Origin of the sequence: Neisseria animalis (genome assembly GCF_900636515.1) — a bacterium.
Taxonomy (GTDB): Bacteria; Pseudomonadota; Gammaproteobacteria; order Burkholderiales; family Neisseriaceae; genus Neisseria; species Neisseria animalis.
Genome location: NZ_LR134287.1, coordinates 1,644,558 through 1,668,738, shown reverse-complemented (window position 1 = coordinate 1,668,738; position 24,181 = coordinate 1,644,558). Strand labels below are relative to the sequence as shown.

Sequence of the window (24,181 nt, the reverse complement as noted above, 5' to 3'; positions counted from 1 at the left end):
AAATCAAATGAGGATTTTGCAGACGGCCTTTTGGTGTTTTCTTTTGGGCTGTGCGTTCAGGCAGTTTGCAGAAGCAAGCGATAAAGCCGGTATATCGCCGGAACACCGTTACGGCTTATTGCTATCGGCAGCCTGCTTGAACGCTCGGGATTACGCCAACCATTCCGGCGGAATGGTGCAGACGGGAATCGGATTGATTTTGTGCTGCATGGCTTTGTGCAGGCGGGTGTAGATTTCCAATACTTCGCGTTGGCGGCCGCTGAAATCTTCGGGTTTGGAAGTACCATAAACGCTCATCGCCCATTCGAGCTCGGGATAACTTGCGCCCATTTGCTCTTCATCGGTGCGCTCCGTATCCCAAAGGCCGTCGGTCGGTACGGCTTTTTGAATGGATTCTGCAATATCAAGCTCAGCGGCAAGCCGGTAAACTTGGGTTTTGGTCAAATCGGCAATCGGGCTGATGTCTACGCCGCCGTCGCCGTATTTGGTAAAGAATCCCACGCCGAAGTCTTCGATTTTATTTCCCGTACCGGTAACCAGCAGATTGTTGATTTGCCCGTAATAATAGAGGGTAAGCATTCTCAGGCGCGAGCGGGCATTTGCCAGCGCGAGTGCTTTGGCAGGGTAATCGTTTTCGTCAACGTCTACATCGGCGGCGAAGGTATCAAACGTAGGGGTTAAATCGATGGTCAGGCAGTTTACGTTTGGATAATGCTGTTTCAAATCCGCCATATGCTCGCGCGCGCGGCTGACTTGGTCGGCTTGTTGGCGTATGGGCATTTCGAGCAGCAATACGTCCATACCGGTACGGGCGGCAAGTGCGGACACAACGGCAGAATCGATGCCTCCGGATACGCCGACAATAAAACCTTTCGCATGGGCATTGGCGGCATAGTCTTTGAGCCAAGCGGTAATGTGGGTAATGACTTTTTGGGTTTGCATGGTGTTTCCTTGTATAGAAAAGCGATGATAGCGTGTTTCGCTGCCGTCTGAAAAGTAGTCGGGGAGGGACTTTTTCACGGTGTTTTCTTTGGGTATAATAGGGCGGTCGTTTGAACCGCTCCTCAAACAGGAAGCCGGTTTGCAGACGGCATAAATCGGAATGTTTGATTTAGTCGGGGTGCTTTGAAGAAGCTGAGAGATACCCGTGAACCTGATGCAGTTAATACTGACGTAGGAAACTAAGTATATTCGGTTTTTCTTGTTGTTCTGCCGCTTCGTGCGTTCTTCTTTCTCTATCTTCTTCGTTTTCCCCTGTTCGTTCCCGTTTTCGACAACAGACAGGAAAACAGTATGAAATCTGTTTATTTAGACCAAATCCGTCGGCAAAATCCGCTGATTCACAATATTACCAATACGGTAGCCGCCCACCTTTCGGCAAACGGTTTGCTGGCCATAGGTGCGTCGCCCCTGATGTCTGCGGCGCTGGAAGAAATGGAGGCTTTGCCGCAAATCAGCCGCGCGCTGGTTATCAACATCGGCACGCTCAGCGGCAAAGATCCGGAAACCATGATTTTGGCCGGTAAGAGTGCCAACCGCGCCGGCATTCCGGTGATTCTCGACCCTGTCGGCGTGGCGGCAACACCTTACCGGCGTGAAATGGTGGCGTGTTTGCTGGAAGAAGTGGAATTTGAGGTAATTCGCGGCAATGTGGGCGAGTTGGCGCACCTTGCCGGCGTTGCTTGGCAGGCAAAAGGCGTAGATGCCGGGGAAGGCGAGGCAGATGTTGCCGCCATTGCAAGGCGCGTTGCGGAACAATACCGCTGTGTCGCGGCTGTAAGCGGCAAAACCGATTACATCAGCGACGGCTTGCGTTTGGCAAAAATCCATAACGGCACGCCGATGTTTACCCGCATTACAGCATCCGGCTGTTTGCTTGGTGCGGTATGCGGTGCATTCGCTGCGGTAGCGGAGGGTAAAGTGTTTGAGGCGGTTTGTGAAGCATGTACGGCTTATGCCGTGGCCGGAGAGTTGGCCGCCGCGTCGCTGAAACCGACAGAGCTGGGGCAGTTCGGCGTGAATCTGATGAATGAATTGGGTGCATTGTCTGCTGCCGTTATCGAACAAAATGCGAGGATTGTTTATGAATAAGATTGCTCAAGCACTGACGATTGCCGGCTCCGACAGCGGCGGCGGTGCCGGTATTCAGGCAGATTTGAAAACCTTTCAGATGCAGGGCGTGTTCGGCACTTCGGTGTTGACTGCGGTTACCGCGCAAAATACGCTGGGCGTGTTTGACGTACACCTTGTGCCGCTGCCGACCATCACGGCACAACTGAAAGCCGTAGCCGAAGATTTCGATATTTCCGCCTTTAAAATCGGTATGCTCGGCAATGCGGAAATCATCAGTTGCTTGGCGCAGGCATTGGCGGAATATGATTTTGGCCGTCTGGTTTTGGATCCCGTTATGATTGCCAAAGGCGGTGCGTCTTTATTGCAGCAAAATGCCGTTCATGCTCTGAAAACGGAACTGCTGCCGCTGGCTGAGGTGATTACACCGAACCTTCCGGAGGCGGAAGCCTTAACCGGTATTGCCGTCTGCGACGATGACAGTGCCGCCGCAGCCGCAGCAGTGTTGCAGGATATGGGGGTAAAAACCGTGGTACTGAAGGGCGGGCATTTGCAGCAGTCGCAAAGTGAAGTCTGCCGCGATTGGATTTTTTCGCCGGAAGGGGATTTTGTACTGGAAAGCCCCCGTTTCCCGACACGGCATACTCATGGCACAGGCTGTACGTTTTCTGCCTGCCTGACCGCGGAGCTTGCCAAAGGGCAACCGCTGCTGCAAGCGGTAAAAACCGCTAAAGACTTTATCAGCGCAGCCATCGAACATTCGCTGAATATCGGCGCAGGACACGGGCCGACCAACCACTGGGCTTATGCACGCATCAAACAGGAGCGGCCATGAACGACATCAGAAACATACTGAAATGTTATTTTGTTGCCGGTTCGCAAGATTGCGACAGGCCGTCTGCAAATCGTGCCGATAATCTTTTATCGGTATTGGAACAGGCCTTGCAGGGCGGGATTACCTGTTTCCAGTTTCGCGACAAAGGCAAGAACTCGCTGGCAGACTTTCCCGAGCAGCAGCGGGCATTGGCCGCACAATGCCGCGAACTTTGCCGCCGTTACGGCGTTCCTTTTTTCGTTGATGACGACTTGGATTTGGCGGTGGCCTTAAATGCAGACGGCATTCATGTGGGGCAGGAAGACATCAGCCCTGCCGAAATCAAGCGAAAAATAAGCAAGCCGATGATTATCGGCTTGTCCGCCCACAATCTGCAACAACTGAGTCAGGCGCAGGCTGAAGGTGTGGCAGATTATTGCGGCTTGGGGCCGGTATTCCCGACATTATCGAAAGAAAAGCACCAAGCACCGACCGGCATGGAGTGTATCGGCGAAGCGCGAAAAGCCGGCATTACCATACCGGTTGTGATGATTGGCGGCATCAAACAGGAACACATCAAGCCGTTGATTGCACAAGGTGCAGACGGCGTAGCAGTCATCAGCGCGATTACACAGGCAGATGATGCCAAACAGGCAGCGGCAGCATTGAAGCAGGCGGCCTGCATATCCTAAACCGCATACAAATCGTGTAAAATAAAGTATGTGAAGTTTGCTGTTTGTATGGCTGTTTCACCGCATAACAAGTGCTTAACAAAATAGCCGCCGCCGACACGGCAAGCCTGCCGGGATGCTGCGGCTTCATGTTCTGTTTCGTTTTGTATGATTCGACCATCAAACCCTGTTTGATTAAAACCTCCACAGCGGCTGTACGCGGCCGCCTTGTGGAGTTTTTGCATTTCAGGCAGCAAGCATTTTATGGATTTGCAGACGGCCTTTTGCGGCAATGGCATAAGGCGGCGACAATACTGCCTGATGCCGTCTGCAAAACAGAAGTTCCGTTCTCTTTATTATCCGAGGTAATTATGAAGTTTTTAGACCGTGAGGCCACAGTTGCCAAGCCGGGTTTCAACCGTTGGCTGGTGCCGCCTGCCGCGTTGGCGGTGCATTTGTCCATCGGCCAGATTTATGCTTATTCGGTGTTTAACGCGCCGCTGACCAAAGTAATCGGCATTACCGAATCTGCTCCTGACGACTGGCGGCTGACGACGGTAGGTTGGATTTTCAGTATCGCGCTGGCGGTATTGGGCGCGTCGGCGGCTCTGTTCGGCACTTGGATGGAGCGTGTCGGCCCGCGCAAGGCGATGTTTGTTGCGGCCTGCTGTTTTGCTTTGGGCTTTGTCGTGTCGGCACTCGGCGTGAGTACGCACAATCTGGTTTTGCTGTATCTGGGCAACGGGGTTATCGGCGGTGTCGGCTTGGGCTTGGGCTATATCGGGCCGGTATCCACGCTGATGAAGTGGTTTCCCGACAAGCCGGGTATGGCGACAGGCTTGGCGATTATGGGCTTCGGCGGCGGCGCGATGCTGGCTTCGCCTTTGTCGGTGGCTTTGATGAACCATTTTGCGGATGCCTCTTCGGTGGGCGTGGCCGAGACATTTTGGGTGTTGGCGGTGTTTTATTTCGCCCTGATGATGTTCGGCGCGTTTACCATCCGCGTGCCTGCCGAGGGGTGGAAACCGGAGGGTTATGTCGCGCCGAAAGCCGGCGGCAAGTTGGTCAGCAGCAATCATGTGAATGTGAACCGGGCCATGAAAACGCCGCAGTTTTGGCTGCTGTTTTGGGTGTTGTGCCTGAATGTGACCGCCGGTATCGGCGTGTTGGGTCAGGCATCGGTGATGATTCAGGAGCTGTTTTCCGAGGCTTCGGTGGGACGGCAGGCGGCAATCGGTGCGGGTGCGGCGGCGGGCTTTGTCAGCCTGCTGAGCCTGTTTAATATGGGCGGGCGTTTTGTGTGGTCGAGCGTGTCGGATAAAATCGGCCGCAAGAATACTTATACCGTGTTTTTCGTTCTCGGTTCGCTGCTGTATTTTGCTGTGCCGTCGATTGGCGGGAGCGGTAACAAAGTGTGGTTTGTAGCGGGCTTTTGCGTGATTATGTCGATGTACGGCGGCGGTTTTGCCGCGATTCCCGCTTATTTGAAGGATTTGTTCGGCACTTACCAAGTCGGCGCGATTCACGGCCGTCTGCTGCTGGCCTGGTCAACTGCGGCGGTTATCGGCCCGGTATTGGTCAACTATATCCGCCAAAGCCAGATTGACAGCGGCGTACCCGCGGCGCAGGCATACAGCGTCACCATGTATATCATGGCGGCTTTGCTGCTGCTGGGCTTGCTGTGTAATCTGTGTGTGAAGGCCGTGCATGAGAAACACCATGAAAAAGATGTGGCAGCGGCGGCGTACAGCGGCAATCCCGATGATGAAACGGCGGTATCCGATGCTTATTTAATCAGTGAGAATGTTTCGCGCGGCGGCTTCGGCGTATGGTGGCGGTGGGCGTTGGTGGGCATTCCGCTGGTTTACGGCGTGGTGATGGTGTTTGTGAAGGCACTTGATTTATTCCGCTGACAAACGAATATTCAAAAGCCGTCTGCAAATTGCCGACACGGGTACATTTTGCAGACGGCTTTTTTGTATTTCCAATCAATAAGTTTTACAATGTCGGTTTTACGATAAAACAGCAGTAAGGATTCATATCATGGCACAGTTTTTCGCCATTCACCCCGATAACCCGCAAGAGCGTTTGATTAAGCAGGCGGCAGATATTGTTCGCAACGGCGGTGTGGTTGTTTATCCTACCGATTCCTGTTATGCGCTCGGTTGCCGTCTTGGCGAGAAAAATGCGATGGAAAGAATTCTCGATATTCGCAAAATCGACCAACGCCACCATCTTACGCTGATGTGTGCCGATTTGAGCGAGTTGGGTACTTATGCCAAGGTGGACAACAGCCAGTTCCGCCAGCTCAAGGCCGCTACGCCCGGCAGCTATACTTTTATTTTGCAGGCGACCAAAGAAGTACCTAACCGTACGCTGCACCCCAAGCGTAAAACCATCGGTCTGCGCGTTCCTGAAAATACCATTGCGCTGGCTTTGCTGGCCGAATTGGGCGAGCCGATGTTGAGTTGTACCTTGATGCTGCCGGAAGATGAAGAGCCGTTGACCGATCCTTACGAAATCCGCGACCGTTTGGAACATTCGGTGGATTTGGTGATTGACGGCGGTTGGTGCGGTACGGAACCGACTACTGTTATCGATATGACCGACGGCACGGAATTAATCCGCGAAGGGAAAGGCGATAAGTCGTTGTTTGGTTTGTAACTGCTTGAAACGGTTTGGCGACAGGCCGTCTGCAAATTGCCGACACCGGTGCATTTTGCAGACGGCCTTGTACGGTGATGGCTCAAGCCGGTATGGTTGGCTAAGAATATTTTTAAAACATTTAAAACAAAGGAGAAAGTGATGAAACGCCCTTTATTGTTTGTTTTGGCAGCCGCATTCGGTTTGAGCGCGTGTACTTCGTTGGACGGCAAGTCGGCGCGGGAAATGGTTCAAATTTCACAAAACCGACTGTTGAAACAGGATTACAGTTTCAACTTCAACGGCGAACTGCGTGCTTATACCAGCCCGACGGGGCAAGGCATTGTGAAGCAGGTGGCAGCCCGCCCGTTTCAGGCAAGACACGAGCCGGAAAACGAAGAAACGCTTGCCGATAAGCAATGGGACAGCATGGCAGACTATGAAGCCTTGTCCCGTTTGGAGATGTTGAGGGAAGTGAACAACATCGGCGGCAAGGCGGCGGATATGTTGCAGGCCTATCAGGGGGCTCAGGCGTATTTGAGCAATGCCAAGTTCAAATACAGTGGGGCGGTGGATTTGAGCCGTAAGAAAGTTGAAGTCGTACCGGTGTTGGAGTTGGACAACCGCAATGAATACCACCGCGTATCGTTTCCGATGCTGCTGGACGGCAACGATTTCAGCCTGACCGTCGATTTTCCCGCTACCTTCCCGCTGATTACCGGCTTTTTTGTCGAAGAACCCATGCGCCGCCGCTTGGTGGACGAGCCGCTGAAAGTATTGCTTCCCGAAGAAATCCGCACAGGGCTGCCGCTGAATCATGCCGCCGAAGCCTTGTTGAAAGCCAATGCCGCGTCTTTCGGCGCGCTGCCGCCCGAAGCCTATACGCTGGAAAAAATGGATGCGTTCGGCAGCAAACACGGCGCACGTTACCGCGTGCATTATGTGTTGGACAGCCACAACCGAAAACTGATGGCGCAGCGTTTTGCCGAAGTATTCGATGCGGAAATGAACCGTTTGCAGCAAACACCTGAGCGCGGTACTTATCCGCAGGGGTATGAGACGGTACGTCAATTTTTGGCGGATAGGATCAATCCGCAGGCATTGCCGTTCAGCATGGAGAAAATGCTGGGCAGTCCGCTGTACAACGATTTGTATTTCGACCGTAAAGGCCGTTTGAAAGCCGCACGCCAATATGTGCAGGCAAACGGCGGCAAGCTGGCGCTGAATGTGGTTTCGGAAACGGTGTATGACCGCTATGGCAAGCCGGAATTTACTTTCCGTCCGCAAGCCGGCAAAGTGATTACTTGGGAAGAGTTGAAGCAGTCGATGGAAGAAGCCGGTGAGGCTGCAAAAAGAAGGAAAAACCTCAGCGATTAAACCAAGCGGGCGGTAATGCCGTCTGCAAAATATGGTTATAGTCATTTAAAATAAGAATGATACAGCGTTGCTTTGCCTTGCCGTACTATGTGTACTGTCTGCGGCTTCGCTGCCTTGTCTCATTCTTATTTTATTCGACTATATTTGACACGGAATAAGACGGTGTTGCCGCACCTTGCCGAAGCAGGGGAGCTTGATTGAGTTGTCGGTGTCGTACGCCGCCGCTCCGTATTGCTTGCGGTTGGATTGTCTTCATGCGTTCTCCGACCATCAAATAAAGCCAGAAAGGGAAAGACGGCCGTTTTTCCCTTTTTGTTTGCTTGTGCCGGCAGAAACGGGTGGAAAGGGGAGATAGCAGGTTTGTTTGGGAGGCGGTTTGGGATTGGATGCCGTCTGTATAGTCTTTTAAAATAAGAATGATACTGCGTTGCTTTGCCTTGTCGTACTATCTGTACTGTCTGCGGCTTCGCTGCCTTGTCTCATTCTCATTTTATTCGACTATATATTACGACAGTCGGGCAATCAGACAATCAGGCGATTAGACGAAATCTCCCCACAAGGTCTGCATGGCGGCAATGGCGGCGAGGGAGGCGGTTTCGGTACGCAAAACACGCTTGCCCAAAGTAACGGCTTGAAAGCCGCTATCGAACGCTTGCTGTTCTTCTTGCGCCGTCCAGCCGCCTTCGGGGCCGACCATAAAGATGATGCCGTCTGCAGACGGCGTAATCTGCTTGAGGGTTTGAGCGCGGTTCAAACTCATCAGCAGCTTGGTTTTTGCAGACGGCATTTGCGCCAAGGCCGTCTGTAAAGAGCATAGCGGCAATACTTGCGGAACGGTATTGCGTCCGCTTTGTTCGCAGGCGGAAATGACAATTTCCTGCCAGCGGGCAACACGTTTGTCGGCGCGCCCCCCCGACAGCCGTACCACGCAGCGTTCGCTGATAACGGGCTGAATGGCGGCAACGCCGAGTTCGACGCTTTTTTGCAGGGTGAAATCCATGCGTTCGCCGCTGGATACGGACTGTATCAGCGTAATGTCGAGCGGCGATTCGTTGTTTTGCGTTTCTTCCCGCAGGATTTCGGCGGCGGCACGGCGTTTTTCCAAATTGTATAATTTGGCGGGATAAGCCTTGCCGTTGCCGTTGAACAGCGTGATGTCTTCATCGGGTTTCATGCGTAAGACGTTGAGATGACGCACGATGTTGTCGGGCAGGTCGAGTGCCTGTCCGGCAGCAAGCGGCGCATTCAGATAGAAGCGGGGCATAGTGTTTCGTCCGTGTTGGCGTATAATGTGCGGAAAAGTACGGGATAAATGCCGATATGATGGCGTTTTCGTGCTGAAATAGCAATATTTTAAGGATAAAAAGTGTTATACCAACTGCAAAACGTGGTGCGCCATATTGCTCAAACCGAGGTGATGCCGCGTTTTTTGAATACGCCGTCTTACCTCAAAGACGATGGCAGTATGCTCAGTGAGGCGGATTTGGCGGCACAGCGTGCGTTTGCTGCGGCCTTGCCGCTGATTGCCGACAGCCCGATGTTGGGCGAGGAAATGACGGCGCGCGAACAGACGGACTTGTGGCGGCTGCATTCCCAAGACGATGGTTTGTGGATTGTCGATCCGATAGACGGTACGAATAATTTTATCAACGGCTTACCGCATTTTGCGATTTCCGTTGCCTATGTGAAGCACGGGCGCGCGCAATACGGTGTGATTTACAATCCGGTCAGCGGGGAATGTTTTTATGCGGCCAGCGGGGAAGGGGCGTTTTTGAACGGTACGCAGCTGCCGTTGCGCCGGGTAAAGAAGCAGTTGAATGAGGCGATTGCGGGCGTGGAAATCAAATATCTGCGTTCGGGCAAACTTTCCAGCCGTATGAATACGCTCGCGCCGTTCGGTACGATACGCAGTATGGGCAGCAGTACGCTGGATTGGTGTTATCTGGCTTCGGGGCGTTATGATGTGTATGTGCACGGCGGGCAGAAGCTGTGGGACTATGCGGCAGGGGCGTTGATTTTTGAAGAAGCGGGCGGTTGTTTGAGTACGCTGGAGGGCGATGACTTTTGGAGCGGGGAGCATGTGTTCAAACGCTCGGTGATTGCCGCGCTGGAGCCGGATTTGTTTGAGCGTTGGATTAAGTGGATACGCGATAACCAGTAATCGGGTATCGGAAGTTAAGACGGGCAGTTGGGGAATGTCGATGGCGGCGGTGTCGGTGGTATTCGTGTTGTCGGCGCTGTGCTGCCTTGTATCGGTTGTTATTTTTTGAGGATAGGCCGTCTGCAAATCAGATGGTTGGTTTTGCAGACGGCTTTCCGTTGTGTTTAAAGGCAGTTTGTCATGAATTATTTCAGTATTCATACCCAAACGGGCGATCATTTGGGTTTTTTGGTGATGGCAGGCGACGAGGAATGGCAGGATCAGCCGCAGAGCGGCAGTTTCGTTGTGAAGCTGCAACGGGAGCAGCCTTCTTCCGACCGTGCGGCAGAAGCGGTGCTTGAGCCGTTGCAGTCGGTGGAAGCGCCGTTGTCGTGGCGGATTGTAAAAGATCGGGTGGAGCTGTTTGACGGGGAATACAATATCGGCAGTATCCGCAACGAGTATCTGACGGTGGGGGGACAGGTGTTGGTGTTGAATGATTTGACGGGAACAATGTAATGGAAAGTTTGTTTATTCTGATACCGATGAGTATTCTGTTGGCGTTGATTATCGGCTATTTTTTCTGGTGGTCGGGCAAAAGTGGCCAATTTGATGATTTGGAAGGGCCCGCACACCGTATCCTGATGGACGATGATTCTACGGCACACCGACAGCCGAATGATAAAGAGCCGCAATGAGTGTAAAAAAAGATTATTTGAGTTTCCAAACCAGCCGCCGTTTCGCGCCGCTGTTTGCCACCCAGTTTCTCGGCGCATTTAATGACAATGTGTTCAAAACCGCGCTGTTTGTGATGATCAGCTTTTACGGTTTGGGACAAAACGATATGCTGCCGCCCAGCCAGATGCTGAATTTGGGGGCGTTGTTGTTTATTTTGCCGTATTTTCTGTTTTCCGCATTGTCCGGGCAGTTGAGCAACAAATTTGACAAGGCGGTTTTGGCGCGTTGGATTAAGGTGTTGGAGATTGCGGTGATGGCGGCCGCGGCATTCGGTTTTTATATCCAATCGGCGCCGTTGCTGCTGTTTTGCCTGTTTTGCATGGGCACGCAATCAACGCTGTTCGGCCCGCTCAAATATGCTGTTTTGCCTGATTATCTCAACGATAAAGAGTTGATGATGGGCAACAGCCTGATTGAATCGGGTACGTTTTTGGCGATTCTGTTCGGGCAGATTTTGGGTACGGCCGTTGCCGGTATTCCGCCGCATATTGTCGGTATGATTGTGTTGGCCGTTGCGGCGGCCGGAACATTGGCGAGTTTGTTTATGCCGTCTGTACCGGCAAAAGTGTCGCAAATCAAAATTGAGGCGAATATTGCCAAGGGTACGGCGGCATTGATGCGCGAAGCGGTGGCGGAAAAGCCGGTATTCACCGCAATCATCGGTATTTCATGGTTTTGGTTTGTCGGTTCGGTTTATACCACCCAGCTGCCGACGTTTACCCAAATCCATCTCGGCGGCAACGATAATGTGTTCAACTTGATGTTGGCATTGTTTTCCATCGGCATTGCGGCCGGTTCGGTATTGTGTGCCAAATTCAGCCGCGAACGCTTGGTGTTGGGCTTGGTAACGTTCGGAACAATGGGGCTGACGGTTTGCGGCTTGCTGCTGGTATGGTTGACACACGGGCAGCGTTTTCACGAGTTAAACGGGATCATGTGGTTTTTATCGCAGGGTAACGCTTATCCGGTAATGCTGGTGATGCTGCTCATCGGCTTTTTCGGCGGCTTTTTCTCCGTGCCGCTTTATACTTGGTTGCAGACGGCCTCCAGTGAAACTTTCCGCGCCCATGCCGTTGCCGCCAATAATATTGTCAACGGCGTATTTATGGTATGCGCCGCCGTATTGAGCGCGGTATTGCTGATGCTGTTCGACAGCATTACCTTGCTGTATCTGATTGTTGCCTTGGGCAATGTGCCGTTGATGTGGTATCTCATCAAGCGCGAACCTCGGTTTGTGCGGAATATTTTGGGCAGATAATACAGCATGTATCGACTCGACAGCCGTCTGCTTTTCAGGCGGTTGTATTGATTTTATTCATATTTCCCGATAAATTTTTCATGAGTGCTCAAGCAGGGTTTATCGGTTCAAATCAAATTATTTTAAAAGGCCGTCTGTAAAAATATAGGTATTTTACAGACGGCCTTTTTATATAACTCATTTATTTTAAACAGGTAAATTTTATTTTTTGAATTTTTACCATTATTTTAATATGAATAAAATTAATATTTATCTGTAAAATTTATAAATTGACTCATAATCTTGGCGGATTTAATATCACTCAAACAACAAAGCAATAAAGCCGTTGGAGAGGTGAAACATCATGAGCTATGCAAAAGAAATTAATGCGCTGAATCATAATTTGGCTGAATTGGGCAGCGACATCAATGTCTCGTTTGAGTTTTTCCCGCCGAAAAACGAGCAAATGGCTGCGATGTTTTGGAACTCGGTCGACCGTTTGAAAGTGCTGAACCCGAAATTCGTTTCCGTTACCTACGGTGCCAACTCCGGCGAGCGGGCGCGGACGCACGATATTGTGAAAAACATCAAGCGTCAAACCGGCATCGAAGCCGCGCCGCACCTGACCGGCATCGATGCCGCGCCGGAAGAATTGCGCCGGATTGCACAAGATTATTGGAACAGCGGCATCCGCCGCATTGTCGCCCTGCGCGGCGACGAACCGGCGGGTTATCAGGCAAAAGAGCCGTTTTACGCATCGGACTTGGTGGCCTTGCTGCGCGATGTGGCCGATTTTGAAATTTCGGTGGCCGCGTATCCGGAAGTGCACCCCGAGGCCAAATCGGCACAGGCCGATCTGATTAATTTGAAACGCAAAGTCGATGCCGGCGCCAGCCATGTGATTACCCAGTTTTTCTTCGATGTGGAAAGCTATCTGCGATTCCGCGACCGCTGCGTAGCGGTGGGCATTGATGCCGAAATCGTGCCGGGCATTTTGCCGGTAACCAATTTCAGACAATTGGGCAAAATGGCGAAAGTGACCAATGTCAAAATCCCGAGCTGGCTGGCGCGGATGTATGACGGTTTGGATCACGACCAAGGCACGAGGAACCTGGTGGCCGCCAGCGTGGCCAGCGATATGGTGAAGGTATTGTCGCGCGAGGGCGTAAAAGACTTCCATTTCTACACCTTAAACCGCAGTGAGCTGACTTACGCCATCTGCCATATCTTGGGCGTGCGCCCGCAGGCAGATGCGGCATGACCGGCCTTATGTTTTACAGACGGCCTCAGAAAGATTTTGAAACAGATTCGGATATTTTGATTTCAACAGGAGAATGACCATGACTACTTTACATTTTTCAGGATTCCCGCGCGTCGGCGCATTCCGCGAATTGAAATTTGCCCAAGAAAAATACTGGCGCAAAGAAATCAGCGGGCAAGAGTTGTTGGAAGTGGCCAAAGGCCTGCGTGAGAAAAACTGGAAGCATCAGGCCGCAGCCGCTGCCGATTTCGTTGCCGTCGGTGATTTTACGTTTTACGACCACATTTTGGATTTGCAGGTGGCGACCGGCGCGATTCCGGCGCGTTTCGGCTTCGACAGCCAAAACCTGACTTTGGAACAGTATTTCCAACTGGCGCGCGGCAATAAAGACCAATTCGCCATCGAAATGACCAAATGGTTCGATACCAATTACCACTACCTCGTGCCTGAGTTTCACGCCGACACCGAATTCAAAGCCAATGCCGCGCATTATGTGCAGCAGCTGCAAGAAGCCAAAGCATTGGGCTTGAATGCCAAACCGACCATCGTCGGCCCGCTGACTTTCCTGTGGGTGGGTAAAGAAAAAGGCAAGACCGCATTCAACCGTTTGGATTTGCTGCCGAAACTGCTGCCGGTTTACGTTGGCATCCTGACTGCTTTGGCAGAGGCCGGTGCGGAATGGATTCAAATCGACGAGCCTGCGCTGGCGGTGGATTTGCCGCAGGAATGGCTGGACGCGTATGAAACTGCTTATGCTGCCTTGAGCCAAGCCAACGCCAAAATCCTGCTTTCGACTTATTTCGGCTCGGTTGCCGAACACGCAGGCCGTCTGAAAGAATTGCCGGTTGACGGCTTGCATATCGACTTGGTACGCGCCCCCGAGCAGCTGGACGCGTTTGCCGACTACGGCAAAGTTTTGTCTGCCGGTGTAATCGACGGACGCAACATCTGGCGTGCCGATTTGGAAAAAGTATTGGCCGTTTTGGAGCCTTTGAAAGCGAAACTGGGCGAGCGTTTGTGGATTTCCAGCTCCTGCTCGCTGCTGCACACGCCTTATGATTTGTCGGTGGAAGAAAAACTGAAAGCCGGCAAGCCCGATTTGTATTCATGGCTGGCATTCACCCTGCAGAAAACCGACGAGTTGCGCGTTTTGAAAACCGCGCTGAACCAAGGCCGCGAAACAGTTGCCGCCGAACTTGCCGCCAGCCGCGCTGCCGCCGAATCGCGTGCCGCCAGCACCGAAATCCACCGTGCCGACGTAGCCCGCCGCCTCGCAGAGCTGCCTGCCGATGCCGACCGGCGCAAATCACCGTTTGCCGAGCGCATCAAAGCACAACAGGCATGGCTGAACCTGCCCGCGCTGCCGACCACCACCATCGGTTCGTTCCCGCAAACCACCGAAATCCGCCAAGCCCGTGCCGCGTTTAAAAAAGGCGCACTGAGTGCTGCCGACTACGAAGCGGCAATGAAAAAAGAAATCGCACTGGTGGTGGAAGAGCAGGAAAAGCTGGACATCGACGTGTTGGTACACGGCGAAGCCGAACGCAACGACATGGTGGAATACTTCGGCGAGCTGTTGAGCGGCTTTGCCTTCACACAATACGGCTGGGTGCAAAGCTACGGCAGCCGCTGCGTGAAACCGCCGATTATCTTCGGTGATGTCAGCCGCCCGAACGCGATGACCGTAGCGTGGTCAACCTACGCGCAAAGCCTGACCAAACGCCCGATGAAAGGCATGCTCACCGGTCCGGTAACGATTCTGCAATGGTCTTTCGTGCGCAACGACATTCCGCGCGCCACCGTGTGCAAACAAATCGCCTTGGCATTGAATGACGAAGTATTGGATTTGGAAAAAGCAGGCATCAAAGTGATTCAGATTGACGAACCCGCCATCCGCGAAGGTCTGCCGCTGAAACGCGCCGATTGGGATGCCTATCTGGCCTGGGCGGGCGAAGCCTTCCGCCTGTCGTCGACAGGCTGCGAAGACAGCACGCAAATCCACACCCATATGTGTTATTCCGAGTTTAACGACATCCTGCCCGCCATTGCCGCTATGGATGCCGATGTAATCACCATCGAAACGTCGCGCTCCGATATGGAACTGCTGACCGCATTCGGCGAGTTCGAATATCCCAACGACATCGGGCCGGGCGTATACGACATCCACAGCCCGCGCGTACCGACCGAAGCGGAAATCGAACATCTGCTGCGCAAAGCGGCGGAAGTGGTGCCGGTAGAGCGTTTGTGGGTAAACCCGGACTGCGGCTTGAAAACACGCGGTTGGAAAGAAACCGTCGAGCAGCTGCAAGCCATGATGAACGTTACCCGCAAGCTGCGTAAAGAGCTGGTGGGATAAGCGGATAAATGAAGAAAGGCCGTCTGTAAATTTGGCATTTTGCAGACGGCTTTTTCGCACAGTCCGTTTGCAAATCCCCCAAACACGCGTATAATCGCACTTTCCTATCTGGGGGCGATCTTGGTTTCGACGGGGGTTGCGAAGCAGATGCGGGCATACCGGGGTCTCAGATTCCCGTAAAACACTGAACGAAAATAGTCGCAAACGACGAAACTTACGCACTGGCCGCTTAAGGCCTGCCGTTGCAGCAGTTGGTCAATGGGCTGTGTAGTTTAGGCTACCGCAACGTCATTTTACATTGACTGGTTTTCTGTCGGGTTACTTGGCAGGAAATGAGATTTAAGGTAACTGGTTTTCCAAAAGCCTGTTGGTCGGCGCGAGGAAAATAAGATTTCAAATAGACACAACTAAGTATGTAGAACGCTTTGTAGAGGACTTTCGGACGGGGGTTCAATTCCCCCCGCCTCCACCAAACACCATATTCCAGAGTTGTCTAGAACACCAAAACCGCTAAATTTTCAAAGATTTAGCGGTTTTTCTTTGGTGTAAAGTTGTCTGTTGGGAATGGGACGGTCTGAGTCAGGTATACCGTTGGCACAAAATTTGGCACATTGGATTGTTTGCGAAGTTTGATGATTTGGCAGTTTGTTCAAATATCTTTTTATAGTCATTTAAAATAAGAATGATACAGCGTTGCTTTGCCTTGCCGTACTATGTGTACTGTCTGCGGCTTCGCTGCCTTGTCTCATTCTTATTTTATTCGACTATACTTTGAAACGGTAATGCTGTATTTGCTTCGTAAATGGGGGCGGTTATATTTTGTATGAGGCGGTGGTATTTCTTTTATTGTAGTTATCTGACACAGAGTAATACAGTTGTTTGGGAAACGGGTTGGATAGTATTGTATAGTCATTTAAAATAAGAATGATACAGCGTTGCTTTGCCTTGCCGTACTATGTGTACTGTCTGCGGCTTCGCTGCCTTGTCTCATTCTTATTTTATTCGACTATAAAACGGTAACTCATTCTGTAAATAGAAAATTGCCAGATGTTGGTCATTAGCTGTACAAGTCCGCTATGCTTCCACGCGCGGGCGGGAATGGTGGGAGAATTTGTGCAGTTCGTGATGTGGCGGATTTGCGGTTTCCAAACCATCTCTTTGGAGGAGGGGGCAACGCTGTATCATGTTGTGTCAAACGGCTATGCCAATAAGGTATCGGTTGTCGAATATAGAAAAGGCCGTCTGTATATTTTGCAGACGGCCTTTTCTAGGCGGAATGGAATGGACAGTAGAGATTAGCTGCCCATCAGTTTCAAACGCTGTCCGGGGCTGACTGTTCGGGTGTTTTTGTTCCAACGGCGGATGTCGTTGACTTCGACATTGAAGCGGTTGGCAATGGTGTTCAGCGTGTCGCCTTTTCTTACGGTATAGGATACGTTGCGCGTATTTGATACGGCTTGGGCAGGCGCGGCGGCGACGTTCAGGATTTGGCCGGTACGGATATTGTTACCTTTGATGTTGTTGGTCACAATCAAATCGGCTACGCTCAGGTTGTAGCGTTGGGCGATGTTGAACAGGGTATCGCCTTCGGCAACGCGGTGCATTCCGTTGGGTACGGTGGCGGTGCGGGCGCGTGCCAGACGTGCTTCGCTGCGCCGTTGCTGACGGGCGCGGGTTTCTGCGCGTGCGCGAGCGGCGGCTTCGCGTGCGTCAGCCTGTTCGATGGCTTCGCGGACGGCTTCGGCGGCATTGTGTTGCATGATTTGGCCGTCTGCCAACTGCATCAGTGAGTCGGCTGCTTCGTCATTTTGCAGACGGCCTTGGGTAGGCAGGGGCAGCGGTTCGCTGATGGCCGCGTCAAGTGGGGTAGGTTGTGGCAGGAGGGTAGCGATTTGTTTCGGCGTTTGTTCGCTATACGGGCTTTCCTGCGGGAAGCTGTCGGTTTGTGCGGCGGTTTCGCTCGGGCGGGTCAGGTCGATGATGTCCGGTGTTACACTCGGCAAGTTGTCAGGCTTGATAAGGGTGGCAATTGCTGCGCCGGAGTTTGGTGTGTTTTCAAGCGGAGCGGCTGCCAAGGTGGATATTTCCGGTGCGAAATCGCTGGTGTTGCTGATAAAGTCGATGTTGGAAGCAGCGGGTTTGCTGCCAGCTGTGTTTTTGGCCACCAATATGCTGCGGCCTGCGGAAAGGGTGTTGCTGCTGATGCCGTTTAAGCGTTTGATTTCGGCAATGCTCATGCCGGTTTCAGCTGCGATGCTGCTCAGGCTGGTTTTGCTGTACGGGGTGTAGATGTCCCATGACAGCAGGCTGTCGGGGTCGGCATTGCGGTAATTTTTTTCAAACGTATCGACTGCGGAAGCGGGCAACAGGAGTTTGCGGTTGGCTTTCGGGATAAATACCGGTGCGTTGAAAGCGGGGTTGAGTGCCAGAAATTCGCTTTCGCTGATGCCTGCCAAGCGTGTGATGGCGCTTTGGTCGATCGGTTTGTCCAAAGTTAAGGCTTTGAAGTAGGGGCGGTCTTTGATTTCGCTAACGTTTATGCCGAATGACTGCGGATTGGCAACGATGTTGCGGACGGCCAGCAGTTTGGGAACGTAGTTGCGGGTTTCGTTCGGCATACGCAGGTTTTCGTAGGTAGGTTCCAAGCCTTGTGCGCGGGCGCGGTTGATGGCGCGGCCGACGTTGCCCTCGCCCCAGTTGTAGGCAGCCAGTGCCAAAGACCAGTCGCCGAACAGTCCGTGCAGGTATTCCAAATAGTTCAAAGCAGCGTCGGTGGCGGCATAGACATCGTGCCGTCCGTCATATAATGCGGTGCGCTCGAGGCCGTATTGGCGGCCGGTTGCAGGCATAAACTGCCACAGGCCCGATGCGCCGACGTGTGATTTGGCTTTGGTAACAAATGCGCTTTCGATAAATGGCAGTAAGGCGATTTCTGCCGGCATATTGCGTTTTTTTACTTCGGTTGCAATATGGTGCATATAGGGCTTACCGCGGTTGATGGTGCGGTCAAAATAGGCGCTGCCGCTGACAAAACGGTTTTCGTGCCGGCGGACGATTTCGGGGTTGACTTCGTGCATGCGGAAGTTTTTGCTCAATGATGCCCACAGGCTGCCCGAACCGAATGTTTGTGCTTTCGCCTGATCGAACAGCGAGGCGTTCAGACGCATCATCGCCATGCCGACTTGGTTGGGGGAGGCGGGTGCTGCCTGAATGTGTGCGACGGAGAATACGGATAAGCCGGACAGGGTTAATGCAATGGTTTTGAATTTTGCCATAGGAAAAGCTAATTAAATATCGATAATATAGGGAAAATTTAATCTTTCGATGGTAATGTGCGGGCGGGCGTATCGTCAAGTTTACCGGGGAATATTTGCAGCGGGCGCGGTGTAAGTGTTGGAAAGGTGCAGAAAGAGATTATAATGGTGCGGTAGATTTTGCCGGTTCGGACGGATGCGGACGGGAGTGAGGAATGCAGTGGTTTGAGTACACAGCAGCAGGGCGTTATGCGGCAGAAAAGGAAAAAGCATTTTTTGACAGCCATGTGCCGCAGAAAAAGCAACTGGCCGTACAGCTGGGTGCCCGTTGGTTGAGGCCGTCCGAACAGATTATATATGTTCCGGAAGATGTGGAGATGGCGGTTTGTGCAACGGCATGGGCCGACCGTTCTCTAGATATGTTGCTGATGCCGCACACTCATGAATATGCAGGCTGCCCGTTGTTGGCGCTGGCTGAAGCCGCGCGCGTGTTGAAAGTGGGCGGCAGATTGGTATTAACAGGTTTTAATCCGCATTCTTTATGGTATTTCAGCCGTTGGTTCGATGGCAAACGGCTGCCGCGGCGCGAGCATTGTCTATCGCTGTCTGAATTGAAGCAACACGCGGAAGCCTTGGGTTTCAGCATAGAATACGGTAAATTCATGGTGTATGTGCCGGCGGCAGGCAGCCTTTCGGCCTTGCGTTTTTGGCAGTTTTTGGAAAAGGCGGGCGACCGCTGGTGGCCGCAATGTGCGGCGGTGTACGGTTTGGTGCTGGTGAAGCAGGCGGCGGGCGTACATCTTTTGCCGGAATGTGAAACGCAAATGGAAGAAGTGTTGGTATTGGGTGCGGCGCGCGTGCCGGATTGAGCGGATGGTGTATTTTGCAGACGGCATGGGTTTGAAATATTGTCGGATAACCCAAAATGAGACCATGCAGTAAAGCCGCAGACGATATTGACAGTACAGGAATGCGGTTTCGGCAGCCTGAACCGGCCTGTTTTTGAGCAGGGCGCGGCAACGCTGTATGATGCTTGGTTGAGTTGCGGTAAAGCGGATAAGGCCGTCTGCATTTTGTATGATAACTTTTTTGAGCGAATGATTATGCCCGAATTGCCGGAAGTGGAAACAACTTTACGCGGTATCGAGCCGCATATTACCGGTAAAACCGTTTACCGCGTAACCGTACGCCAGCCCAAGCTGCGTTGGCCGGTACATCCCGACTTGGCGGAAATTTTGAAGGGGCAGACCGTTCTCGAATGCAGCCGTCGGGCAAAATACCTGATTATCCGTTTTCAGACGGGTTGTCTGCTGATTCATTTGGGTATGTCGGGCAGCTTGAGAATTTTTACTGCCGGCGATGAGAGGGCGGGTGCGCCCGACAAACACGACCACGTCGATATTGTTTTTGCAGACGGCACATTGCTGGTATATCGCGATCCGCGCAGGTTTGGTGCGGTTTTATGGTACGAGGGGGCGGCGGAATACCACCCGCTGCTGCACAATGCAGGCCCGGAGCCGTTGTCGCCGGATTTCAACGGCGGATACCTGTACCGTGCGCTGCAGAAGCAGAAAAAAGCCGTGAAAACCGCCTTGATGGATAATGCGTTGGTGGTCGGAGTGGGCAATATTTATGCGAATGAAAGTTTGTTTGAAGCCGCCATTTCTCCCTACCGTCCGGCAAACCTTCTTTCCGAGCAGGAGTGTGAAACATTGGCTGCAACGGTAAAAGACGTATTGGGCAGGGCAATCGCGGCAGGCGGCAGCACTTTGCGCGATTTTGTCAACAGCGACGGTAAAAGCGGTTATTTCCAACAAGAATATATGGTGTACGGGCGTGCGGGTGAGGCTTGCCGCCGTTGCGGTACGCCTGTGGAAAAAAGCATTATCGGCCAGCGGGGGACGTTTTATTGCGCTGTTTGCCAGAAATAAGTACGGCAAGACCCTGTCAGGCCGTCTGTAAAATTGCCCGTGCGCCGTATGTTTGAGTAATATTTGATTAAACCCGTAATATAAAAAGAATTGTTTATGACTTCACAAAAAGCATCGTTTGCCACACGCTTGAGCCGTTTGCTGCGTTTGTGTCGCTGGCTCTACCGGACGGGCAGAAACCTAGGCAGTTTGGACGGCAGTAACGAGCGGCAGCGGGAAGAAGCGTTGGTTACGCTGGGCAGGGGTGCGCTGGCGGCGTTGGACATCGAGCTGGAAACCGATACGCTGCAATCCTCCCGCAAGGGAACGCTGGTAGTGGCCAATCATGTCTCTTGGCTGGATATTTTTGCCATGAGCGCGGTATGTCCGAGCAGTTTTATCGCCAAACAGGAAATCAGCACTTGGCCTGTTTTGGGGAAAATGGGTAAAAATGCGGGAACGGTGTTTATCAATCGGGAATCGCGCCGTGATATAGAACCCATCAATCAAGCAATGGGCGCAGCATTGCGTTCGGGGCGCAACGTCAGCTTTTTCCCCGAAGCGCGTACCTCTTCCGGAGAAAACGTGCTGCCGTTTAAAGCCGCATTGTTCCAGTCTGCGCTGGACGCTTCCGCGCCTGTTCAGGTGGCGGCATTGCGCTATTATGACGGAGAAGGGCGGCGTTCTACCGTGCCTTCCTATGCGGATGTCAATCTGGCGGTGTCGTTGTGGCGGATTGTGTCGATGAAACAGATACGGATCCGTTTGGATTTCGCGCCGCCGATTATGCCTGAGGACTACGCGGGGAAAGACCGTTATGCGCTGAAAGACATGGCGGAATCTTTTGTGCGCGCCAAAGTGGCAGAGTAGGCAACAGGGCATTTTGCAGACGGCCTTTGCGGGAAAATTGTCAATTTTTATTTGGCTTTCTGCGGTTTTATGTTAAAGTTTGGTTTTAATAACTCGGCGGTTTGTGCCGTCATACGGGGCTGTTTGACTGAAATCGGAACAACCTGCCGCAAGGCGGGAGGAGAAACCGCCGAAAGGGCGGAATGCAAGGCGGAGAACAAAAAAGGCCGTCTGCAAAACTTCAGTCAGACAGCCTTTTTGCGTTCGATTGGTGTTTGAAAATTTAAAAGGTATCTTCATGCAGTCTTGGCAATTACCCGAACACGTCGCCGATGTGCTGCCGACAACGGCGCGGCAGTTGGAAAGTGCGCGCGAGCAGCTTTTGGCATTGTTCCGCGTACACGGCTACGAATTGGTTCAGCCTCCGTTGATGGAGTACAGCAGTTCGCTGCTGACCCAAATCGATGCGGGTTTGTCGCTGAAAACCATTCGGGTGGCCGACCAAATCAGCGGACGCCAGCTCGGCATCCGTGCCGACATTACTCCCCAAGTGGCGCGGATTGACGCACACCTGCTTTCGGCCAATAACGGCATCAACCGCCTGTGTTATGCAGGTTCGGTTTTACACGCCCGTCCGGACGGTTTCCTGAGTACGCGCGAGCCGCTGCAAGTGGGGGCGGAGCTGTACGGTTTTGCCGATATTGCAGCGGATATCGAGTTGATAGACCTGATGTTGAAAAGCATGGTGGTTGCCGATATAGGTGAAGTGCTGTTGTCGCTCGGACACATCGGCGTGTTCCGCGCATTGGCGCAAGCGGCGAATTTGGACGGCGAACAGTCGGCGCAACTGTTGGCGCTGATGCAGGACAAAGATGCTGAAGCAGTACGCGTATTGGTTAAAGCATGGCAGCTCGACGGTATGTGGGCGAAAGCGTTTGCCCTGTTGCCGACTTTGTACGGCGGCAGAGAAGTGTTGGTAGAGGCGCGCGCGCAGTTGCCGGATTTGTTTGCCGTAGGCAGCGCGCTGGACGAGCTTCAGGCGGTATGCGATGCATTCCCGGAACGCGCGGTACACATCGATTTGTCGGAACTGCGCGTAGACAATTACCATACCGGCCTGCTGTATGCGGCTTACGGAGACAAGAGCCACGACGCGGTGGCGCGGGGCGGGCGGTACGACGGCTTGGGCAGATATTTCGGCCGCTCCCGTCCGGCGACCGGATTCAGCTTCGATTTGCGAACTTTTATCGGACGCTTGCCGGCCATCGAGAGGCAGTCGGTCGTTGTCGTCGATTGGAAAGATGTTGCGGCAGCCGGAGAGGCGATTGAAGAATTGCGGGCGCAAGGTCAATGTGTGGTGGTAGATTACGGTATTGATTACAACGGATCGAACGAGGTTGCAGGCCGTCTGCAAAATACAGACGGCATTTGGCAGGTTGTAGAAGTTTGACGATTGTTTGAAAGTTATTGTTTAAAAGGTTGTATGTTATGGCTAAGAACGTGGTAGTAATCGGCGCGCAATGGGGCGACGAGGGTAAAGGCAAAATTGTGGACTGGCTGGCGGAGGAAACCACCGGTGTGGTTCGTTTCCAAGGCGGACACAATGCCGGCCATACGCTGGTAGTCGGCGGCAAGAAAACCATTTTGCGCCTGATTCCCAGTGGCATTCTGCATGAACAGTTGGACTGCTTCATCGGTTCGGGAGTGGTGGTTTCTCCCGAAGCCTTGTTGGGCGAAATCGATGAGTTGAATGCGGCAGGCGTGAAAAACGTAGAAGGCCGTCTGAAAATCGCACCGACCTGCCCGTTGATTCTGCCTTACCACATCGCGCTCGACCAAGCACGCGAGGCTTCGCGCGGCAAGAGCAAAATCGGTACAACCGGACGGGGTATCGGCCCGGCTTACGAAGACAAAGTTGCCCGCCGTGCAATCCGCGTCGGCGATTTGCTGAATTTGGATACGCTGCCGGAAAAACTGGACGCGATTTTGGCTTATTACAACGTGCAACTGGAACACCTGCACAATGCGGAGCCGGTCAAAGCAGAAGATGTGTTGGCGGTTATCAGAAAAGTGGCCCCGCGCATCGTGCCGATGATTACCGATGTTTCCCGCGTGTTGAACGACAAACACCAAAAAGGTGAAAAACTGTTGTTTGAAGGCGCGCAAGGCACGCTGTTGGACATCGATTACGGTACCTATCCGTTTGTCACATCGTCCAACTGCTTGGCTGGTGCGGCTTCTGCCGGTGCGGGTGTTGGTCCGCAAATGCTGGATTATGTATTGGGTATCGTTAAAGCCTATACGACCCGTGTGGGTTCCGGTCCTTTCCCGACCGAATTATTCTGCGACATCGGTGCAGGTTTGGCGGAACGCGGCCATGAGTTCGGCTCGGTAACCGGCCGTGCGCGCCGCTGCGGTTGGTTTGATGCGGCTGCTTTGAAACGCTCAATTCAGGTAAACGGTATTTCGGGCATGTGTATCACCAAACTCGATGTGATGGACGGTATCGAGACCATCAATATCTGTGTAGGTTATGAACTGCCTGATGGTAGTCGGACAGATATTCTGCCGTTGGGATCGGATTTGGTGGCACAGTGCAAACCGGTTTTTGAATCCATGCCGGGCTGGAGCGAATCGACATTCGGTGTTAAAGAATATGACAAGCTGCCGGAAAACGCCAAAGCCTACTTGAAGCGCATTGAAGAAGTATGCGGTGCGCCGGTGGCCATTGTTTCGACCGGCCCCGATCGCGAAGAAACCATAGTTCTGCATCATCCGTTTGCTTAATCAGCTAGGAAGAAGCTCCCTTTCGGGGGCTTTTTTGACATATTCCGCCGAATATGGGCGTTGTGTGCGGCAGA

The 24,181-nt window shown here is 52.7% G+C and carries 21 protein-coding genes, 1 other RNA gene and 1 riboswitch; of the genes, 19 read left to right on the top strand and 3 right to left on the bottom strand.

Going from position 1 to position 24,181, the window contains the following annotated elements; all coding sequences use genetic code 11:
• Positions 1–150: 150 nt before the first annotated feature.
• Positions 151–942: an NAD(+) synthase gene (gene nadE / locus EL111_RS07740; RefSeq protein ID WP_123794703.1), complete on the bottom strand. Its 792-nt coding sequence runs from the start codon at positions 940–942 to the stop codon at positions 151–153.
• Positions 943–1,106: 164 nt separating this feature from the next.
• A riboswitch (TPP riboswitch) is annotated at positions 1,107–1,197 on the top strand.
• Between the two features lie 96 nt (positions 1,198–1,293).
• On the opposite strand from nadE, the gene thiM reads away from it, so the two are divergent.
• The 6 genes from thiM (at position 1,294) to EL111_RS07710 (ending at position 7,575) form a co-directional block, all read left to right on the top strand.
• Positions 1,294–2,091, top strand: coding sequence for a hydroxyethylthiazole kinase (gene thiM / locus EL111_RS07735; protein WP_123794524.1), 798 nt, complete (start codon positions 1,294–1,296; stop codon positions 2,089–2,091).
• The gene (thiD, locus tag EL111_RS07730; RefSeq protein ID WP_197717752.1) at positions 2,069–2,905 is read left to right on the top strand and encodes a bifunctional hydroxymethylpyrimidine kinase/phosphomethylpyrimidine kinase; all 837 of its coding nucleotides are present in this window, start codon (positions 2,069–2,071) and stop codon (positions 2,903–2,905) included. The genes thiM and thiD overlap by 23 nt, the downstream gene beginning before the upstream one ends.
• On the top strand, positions 2,902–3,576 hold the full coding sequence (thiE, locus tag EL111_RS07725) for a thiamine phosphate synthase (RefSeq protein ID WP_123794522.1): 675 nt from the start codon (positions 2,902–2,904) through the stop codon (positions 3,574–3,576). Before thiD ends, thiE begins: the two co-directional genes overlap by 4 nt.
• Positions 3,577–3,926: 350 nt before the next feature.
• Positions 3,927–5,468, top strand: coding sequence for an L-lactate MFS transporter (locus EL111_RS07720; protein ID WP_123794521.1), 1,542 nt, complete (start codon positions 3,927–3,929; stop codon positions 5,466–5,468).
• Between the two features lie 130 nt (positions 5,469–5,598).
• On the top strand, positions 5,599–6,219 hold the full coding sequence (locus EL111_RS07715) for an L-threonylcarbamoyladenylate synthase (RefSeq protein WP_123794520.1): 621 nt from the start codon (positions 5,599–5,601) through the stop codon (positions 6,217–6,219).
• A gap of 141 nt (positions 6,220–6,360) precedes the next feature.
• Complete coding sequence (locus tag EL111_RS07710) at positions 6,361–7,575, top strand: hypothetical protein (RefSeq protein ID WP_123794519.1); 1,215 nt, start codon at positions 6,361–6,363, stop codon at positions 7,573–7,575.
• A gap of 538 nt (positions 7,576–8,113) precedes the next feature.
• Here EL111_RS07710 and EL111_RS07700 read toward each other — a convergent pair.
• Positions 8,114–8,839, bottom strand: coding sequence for a 16S rRNA (uracil(1498)-N(3))-methyltransferase (locus EL111_RS07700; RefSeq protein WP_123794518.1), 726 nt, complete (start codon positions 8,837–8,839; stop codon positions 8,114–8,116).
• 102 nt (positions 8,840–8,941) lie between these two features.
• Here EL111_RS07700 and EL111_RS07695 point away from each other — a divergent pair, with 102 nt between their 5' ends.
• The 8 genes from EL111_RS07695 (at position 8,942) to EL111_RS07660 (ending at position 16,606) form a co-directional block, all read left to right on the top strand.
• Positions 8,942–9,736, top strand: coding sequence for an inositol monophosphatase family protein (locus EL111_RS07695; protein ID WP_123794517.1), 795 nt, complete (start codon positions 8,942–8,944; stop codon positions 9,734–9,736).
• Between the two features lie 180 nt (positions 9,737–9,916).
• Positions 9,917–10,234 carry an HLGFF motif protein gene (locus EL111_RS07690; protein ID WP_123794516.1) on the top strand — a complete coding sequence of 106 codons (318 nt, stop codon included), beginning with the start codon at positions 9,917–9,919 and terminating at the stop codon, positions 10,232–10,234.
• Positions 10,234–10,413, top strand: coding sequence for a cbb3-type cytochrome oxidase assembly protein CcoS (gene ccoS / locus EL111_RS07685; protein WP_123794515.1), 180 nt, complete (start codon positions 10,234–10,236; stop codon positions 10,411–10,413). The genes EL111_RS07690 and ccoS overlap by 1 nt, the downstream gene beginning before the upstream one ends.
• Positions 10,410–11,711, top strand: coding sequence for an MFS transporter (locus EL111_RS07680; protein ID WP_123794514.1), 1,302 nt, complete (start codon positions 10,410–10,412; stop codon positions 11,709–11,711). The genes ccoS and EL111_RS07680 overlap by 4 nt, the downstream gene beginning before the upstream one ends.
• A gap of 343 nt (positions 11,712–12,054) precedes the next feature.
• A complete protein-coding gene (metF, locus tag EL111_RS07675; RefSeq protein ID WP_123794513.1) occupies positions 12,055–12,951 on the top strand; it encodes a methylenetetrahydrofolate reductase in 897 nt (298 codons plus the stop codon).
• Between the two features lie 79 nt (positions 12,952–13,030).
• Positions 13,031–15,307: a 5-methyltetrahydropteroyltriglutamate--homocysteine S-methyltransferase gene (gene metE / locus EL111_RS07670; RefSeq protein ID WP_123794512.1), complete on the top strand. Its 2,277-nt coding sequence runs from the start codon at positions 13,031–13,033 to the stop codon at positions 15,305–15,307.
• A 110-nt stretch (positions 15,308–15,417) separates the two neighbouring features.
• Positions 15,418–15,779, top strand: a transfer-messenger RNA (tmRNA) gene (ssrA, locus tag EL111_RS07665).
• 575 nt (positions 15,780–16,354) lie between these two features.
• Positions 16,355–16,606 (top strand): hypothetical protein, encoded by a 252-nt coding sequence (locus EL111_RS07660; protein ID WP_123794511.1) that lies wholly within the window; start codon positions 16,355–16,357, stop codon positions 16,604–16,606.
• Here EL111_RS07660 and EL111_RS07655 read toward each other — a convergent pair.
• On the bottom strand, positions 16,603–18,582 hold the full coding sequence (locus EL111_RS07655; protein ID WP_123794510.1) for a lytic transglycosylase: 1,980 nt from the start codon (positions 18,580–18,582) through the stop codon (positions 16,603–16,605). The two genes, EL111_RS07660 and EL111_RS07655, sit on opposite strands and share 4 nt — an antisense overlap.
• A 194-nt stretch (positions 18,583–18,776) precedes the next feature.
• On the opposite strand from EL111_RS07655, the gene EL111_RS07650 reads away from it, so the two are divergent.
• The 5 genes from EL111_RS07650 (at position 18,777) to EL111_RS07630 (ending at position 24,107) form a co-directional block, all read left to right on the top strand.
• Positions 18,777–19,430, top strand: a complete 654-nt coding sequence (locus tag EL111_RS07650; protein WP_123794509.1) for a class I SAM-dependent methyltransferase — start codon at positions 18,777–18,779, stop codon at positions 19,428–19,430.
• Between the two features lie 234 nt (positions 19,431–19,664).
• Positions 19,665–20,492: a bifunctional DNA-formamidopyrimidine glycosylase/DNA-(apurinic or apyrimidinic site) lyase gene (gene mutM, locus EL111_RS07645; RefSeq protein ID WP_123794701.1), complete on the top strand. Its 828-nt coding sequence runs from the start codon at positions 19,665–19,667 to the stop codon at positions 20,490–20,492.
• A 96-nt stretch (positions 20,493–20,588) separates the two neighbouring features.
• Complete coding sequence (locus EL111_RS07640; protein WP_123794508.1) at positions 20,589–21,341, top strand: 1-acylglycerol-3-phosphate O-acyltransferase; 753 nt, start codon at positions 20,589–20,591, stop codon at positions 21,339–21,341.
• Positions 21,342–21,618: 277 nt separating this feature from the next.
• A complete protein-coding gene (locus tag EL111_RS07635; protein ID WP_123794507.1) occupies positions 21,619–22,770 on the top strand; it encodes an ATP phosphoribosyltransferase regulatory subunit in 1,152 nt (383 codons plus the stop codon).
• Positions 22,771–22,808: 38 nt separating this feature from the next.
• A complete protein-coding gene (locus tag EL111_RS07630) occupies positions 22,809–24,107 on the top strand; it encodes an adenylosuccinate synthase (RefSeq protein WP_123794506.1) in 1,299 nt (432 codons plus the stop codon).
• Positions 24,108–24,181 lie beyond the last annotated feature (74 nt).

What these genes read in the sequence shown, in the direction of transcription:
- thiM (WP_123794524.1), top strand. Translation starts at nt 1,294, where the DNA reads ATGAAATCTGTTTATTTAGACCAAATCCGTCGGCAAAATCCGCTGATT.
- thiD (WP_197717752.1), top strand. Translation starts at nt 2,069, where the DNA reads ATGCGAGGATTGTTTATGAATAAGATTGCTCAAGCACTGACGATTGCC.
- metE (WP_123794512.1), top strand. Translation starts at nt 13,031, where the DNA reads ATGACTACTTTACATTTTTCAGGATTCCCGCGCGTCGGCGCATTCCGC.
- EL111_RS07690 (WP_123794516.1), top strand. Translation starts at nt 9,917, where the DNA reads ATGAATTATTTCAGTATTCATACCCAAACGGGCGATCATTTGGGTTTT.
- nadE (WP_123794703.1), bottom strand. Translation starts at nt 942, where the DNA reads ATGCAAACCCAAAAAGTCATTACCCACATTACCGCTTGGCTCAAAGAC.
- EL111_RS07640 (WP_123794508.1), top strand. Translation starts at nt 20,589, where the DNA reads ATGACTTCACAAAAAGCATCGTTTGCCACACGCTTGAGCCGTTTGCTG.
- metF (WP_123794513.1), top strand. Translation starts at nt 12,055, where the DNA reads ATGAGCTATGCAAAAGAAATTAATGCGCTGAATCATAATTTGGCTGAA.
- EL111_RS07680 (WP_123794514.1), top strand. Translation starts at nt 10,410, where the DNA reads ATGAGTGTAAAAAAAGATTATTTGAGTTTCCAAACCAGCCGCCGTTTC.
- EL111_RS07715 (WP_123794520.1), top strand. Translation starts at nt 5,599, where the DNA reads ATGGCACAGTTTTTCGCCATTCACCCCGATAACCCGCAAGAGCGTTTG.
- thiE (WP_123794522.1), top strand. Translation starts at nt 2,902, where the DNA reads ATGAACGACATCAGAAACATACTGAAATGTTATTTTGTTGCCGGTTCG.
- EL111_RS07710 (WP_123794519.1), top strand. Translation starts at nt 6,361, where the DNA reads ATGAAACGCCCTTTATTGTTTGTTTTGGCAGCCGCATTCGGTTTGAGC.
- ccoS (WP_123794515.1), top strand. Translation starts at nt 10,234, where the DNA reads ATGGAAAGTTTGTTTATTCTGATACCGATGAGTATTCTGTTGGCGTTG.
- EL111_RS07635 (WP_123794507.1), top strand. Translation starts at nt 21,619, where the DNA reads ATGCAGTCTTGGCAATTACCCGAACACGTCGCCGATGTGCTGCCGACA.
- EL111_RS07650 (WP_123794509.1), top strand. Translation starts at nt 18,777, where the DNA reads ATGCAGTGGTTTGAGTACACAGCAGCAGGGCGTTATGCGGCAGAAAAG.
- EL111_RS07700 (WP_123794518.1), bottom strand. Translation starts at nt 8,839, where the DNA reads ATGCCCCGCTTCTATCTGAATGCGCCGCTTGCTGCCGGACAGGCACTC.
- EL111_RS07660 (WP_123794511.1), top strand. Translation starts at nt 16,355, where the DNA reads ATGTTGGTCATTAGCTGTACAAGTCCGCTATGCTTCCACGCGCGGGCG.
- EL111_RS07655 (WP_123794510.1), bottom strand. Translation starts at nt 18,582, where the DNA reads ATGGCAAAATTCAAAACCATTGCATTAACCCTGTCCGGCTTATCCGTA.
- EL111_RS07720 (WP_123794521.1), top strand. Translation starts at nt 3,927, where the DNA reads ATGAAGTTTTTAGACCGTGAGGCCACAGTTGCCAAGCCGGGTTTCAAC.
- mutM (WP_123794701.1), top strand. Translation starts at nt 19,665, where the DNA reads ATGCCCGAATTGCCGGAAGTGGAAACAACTTTACGCGGTATCGAGCCG.
- EL111_RS07630 (WP_123794506.1), top strand. Translation starts at nt 22,809, where the DNA reads ATGGCTAAGAACGTGGTAGTAATCGGCGCGCAATGGGGCGACGAGGGT.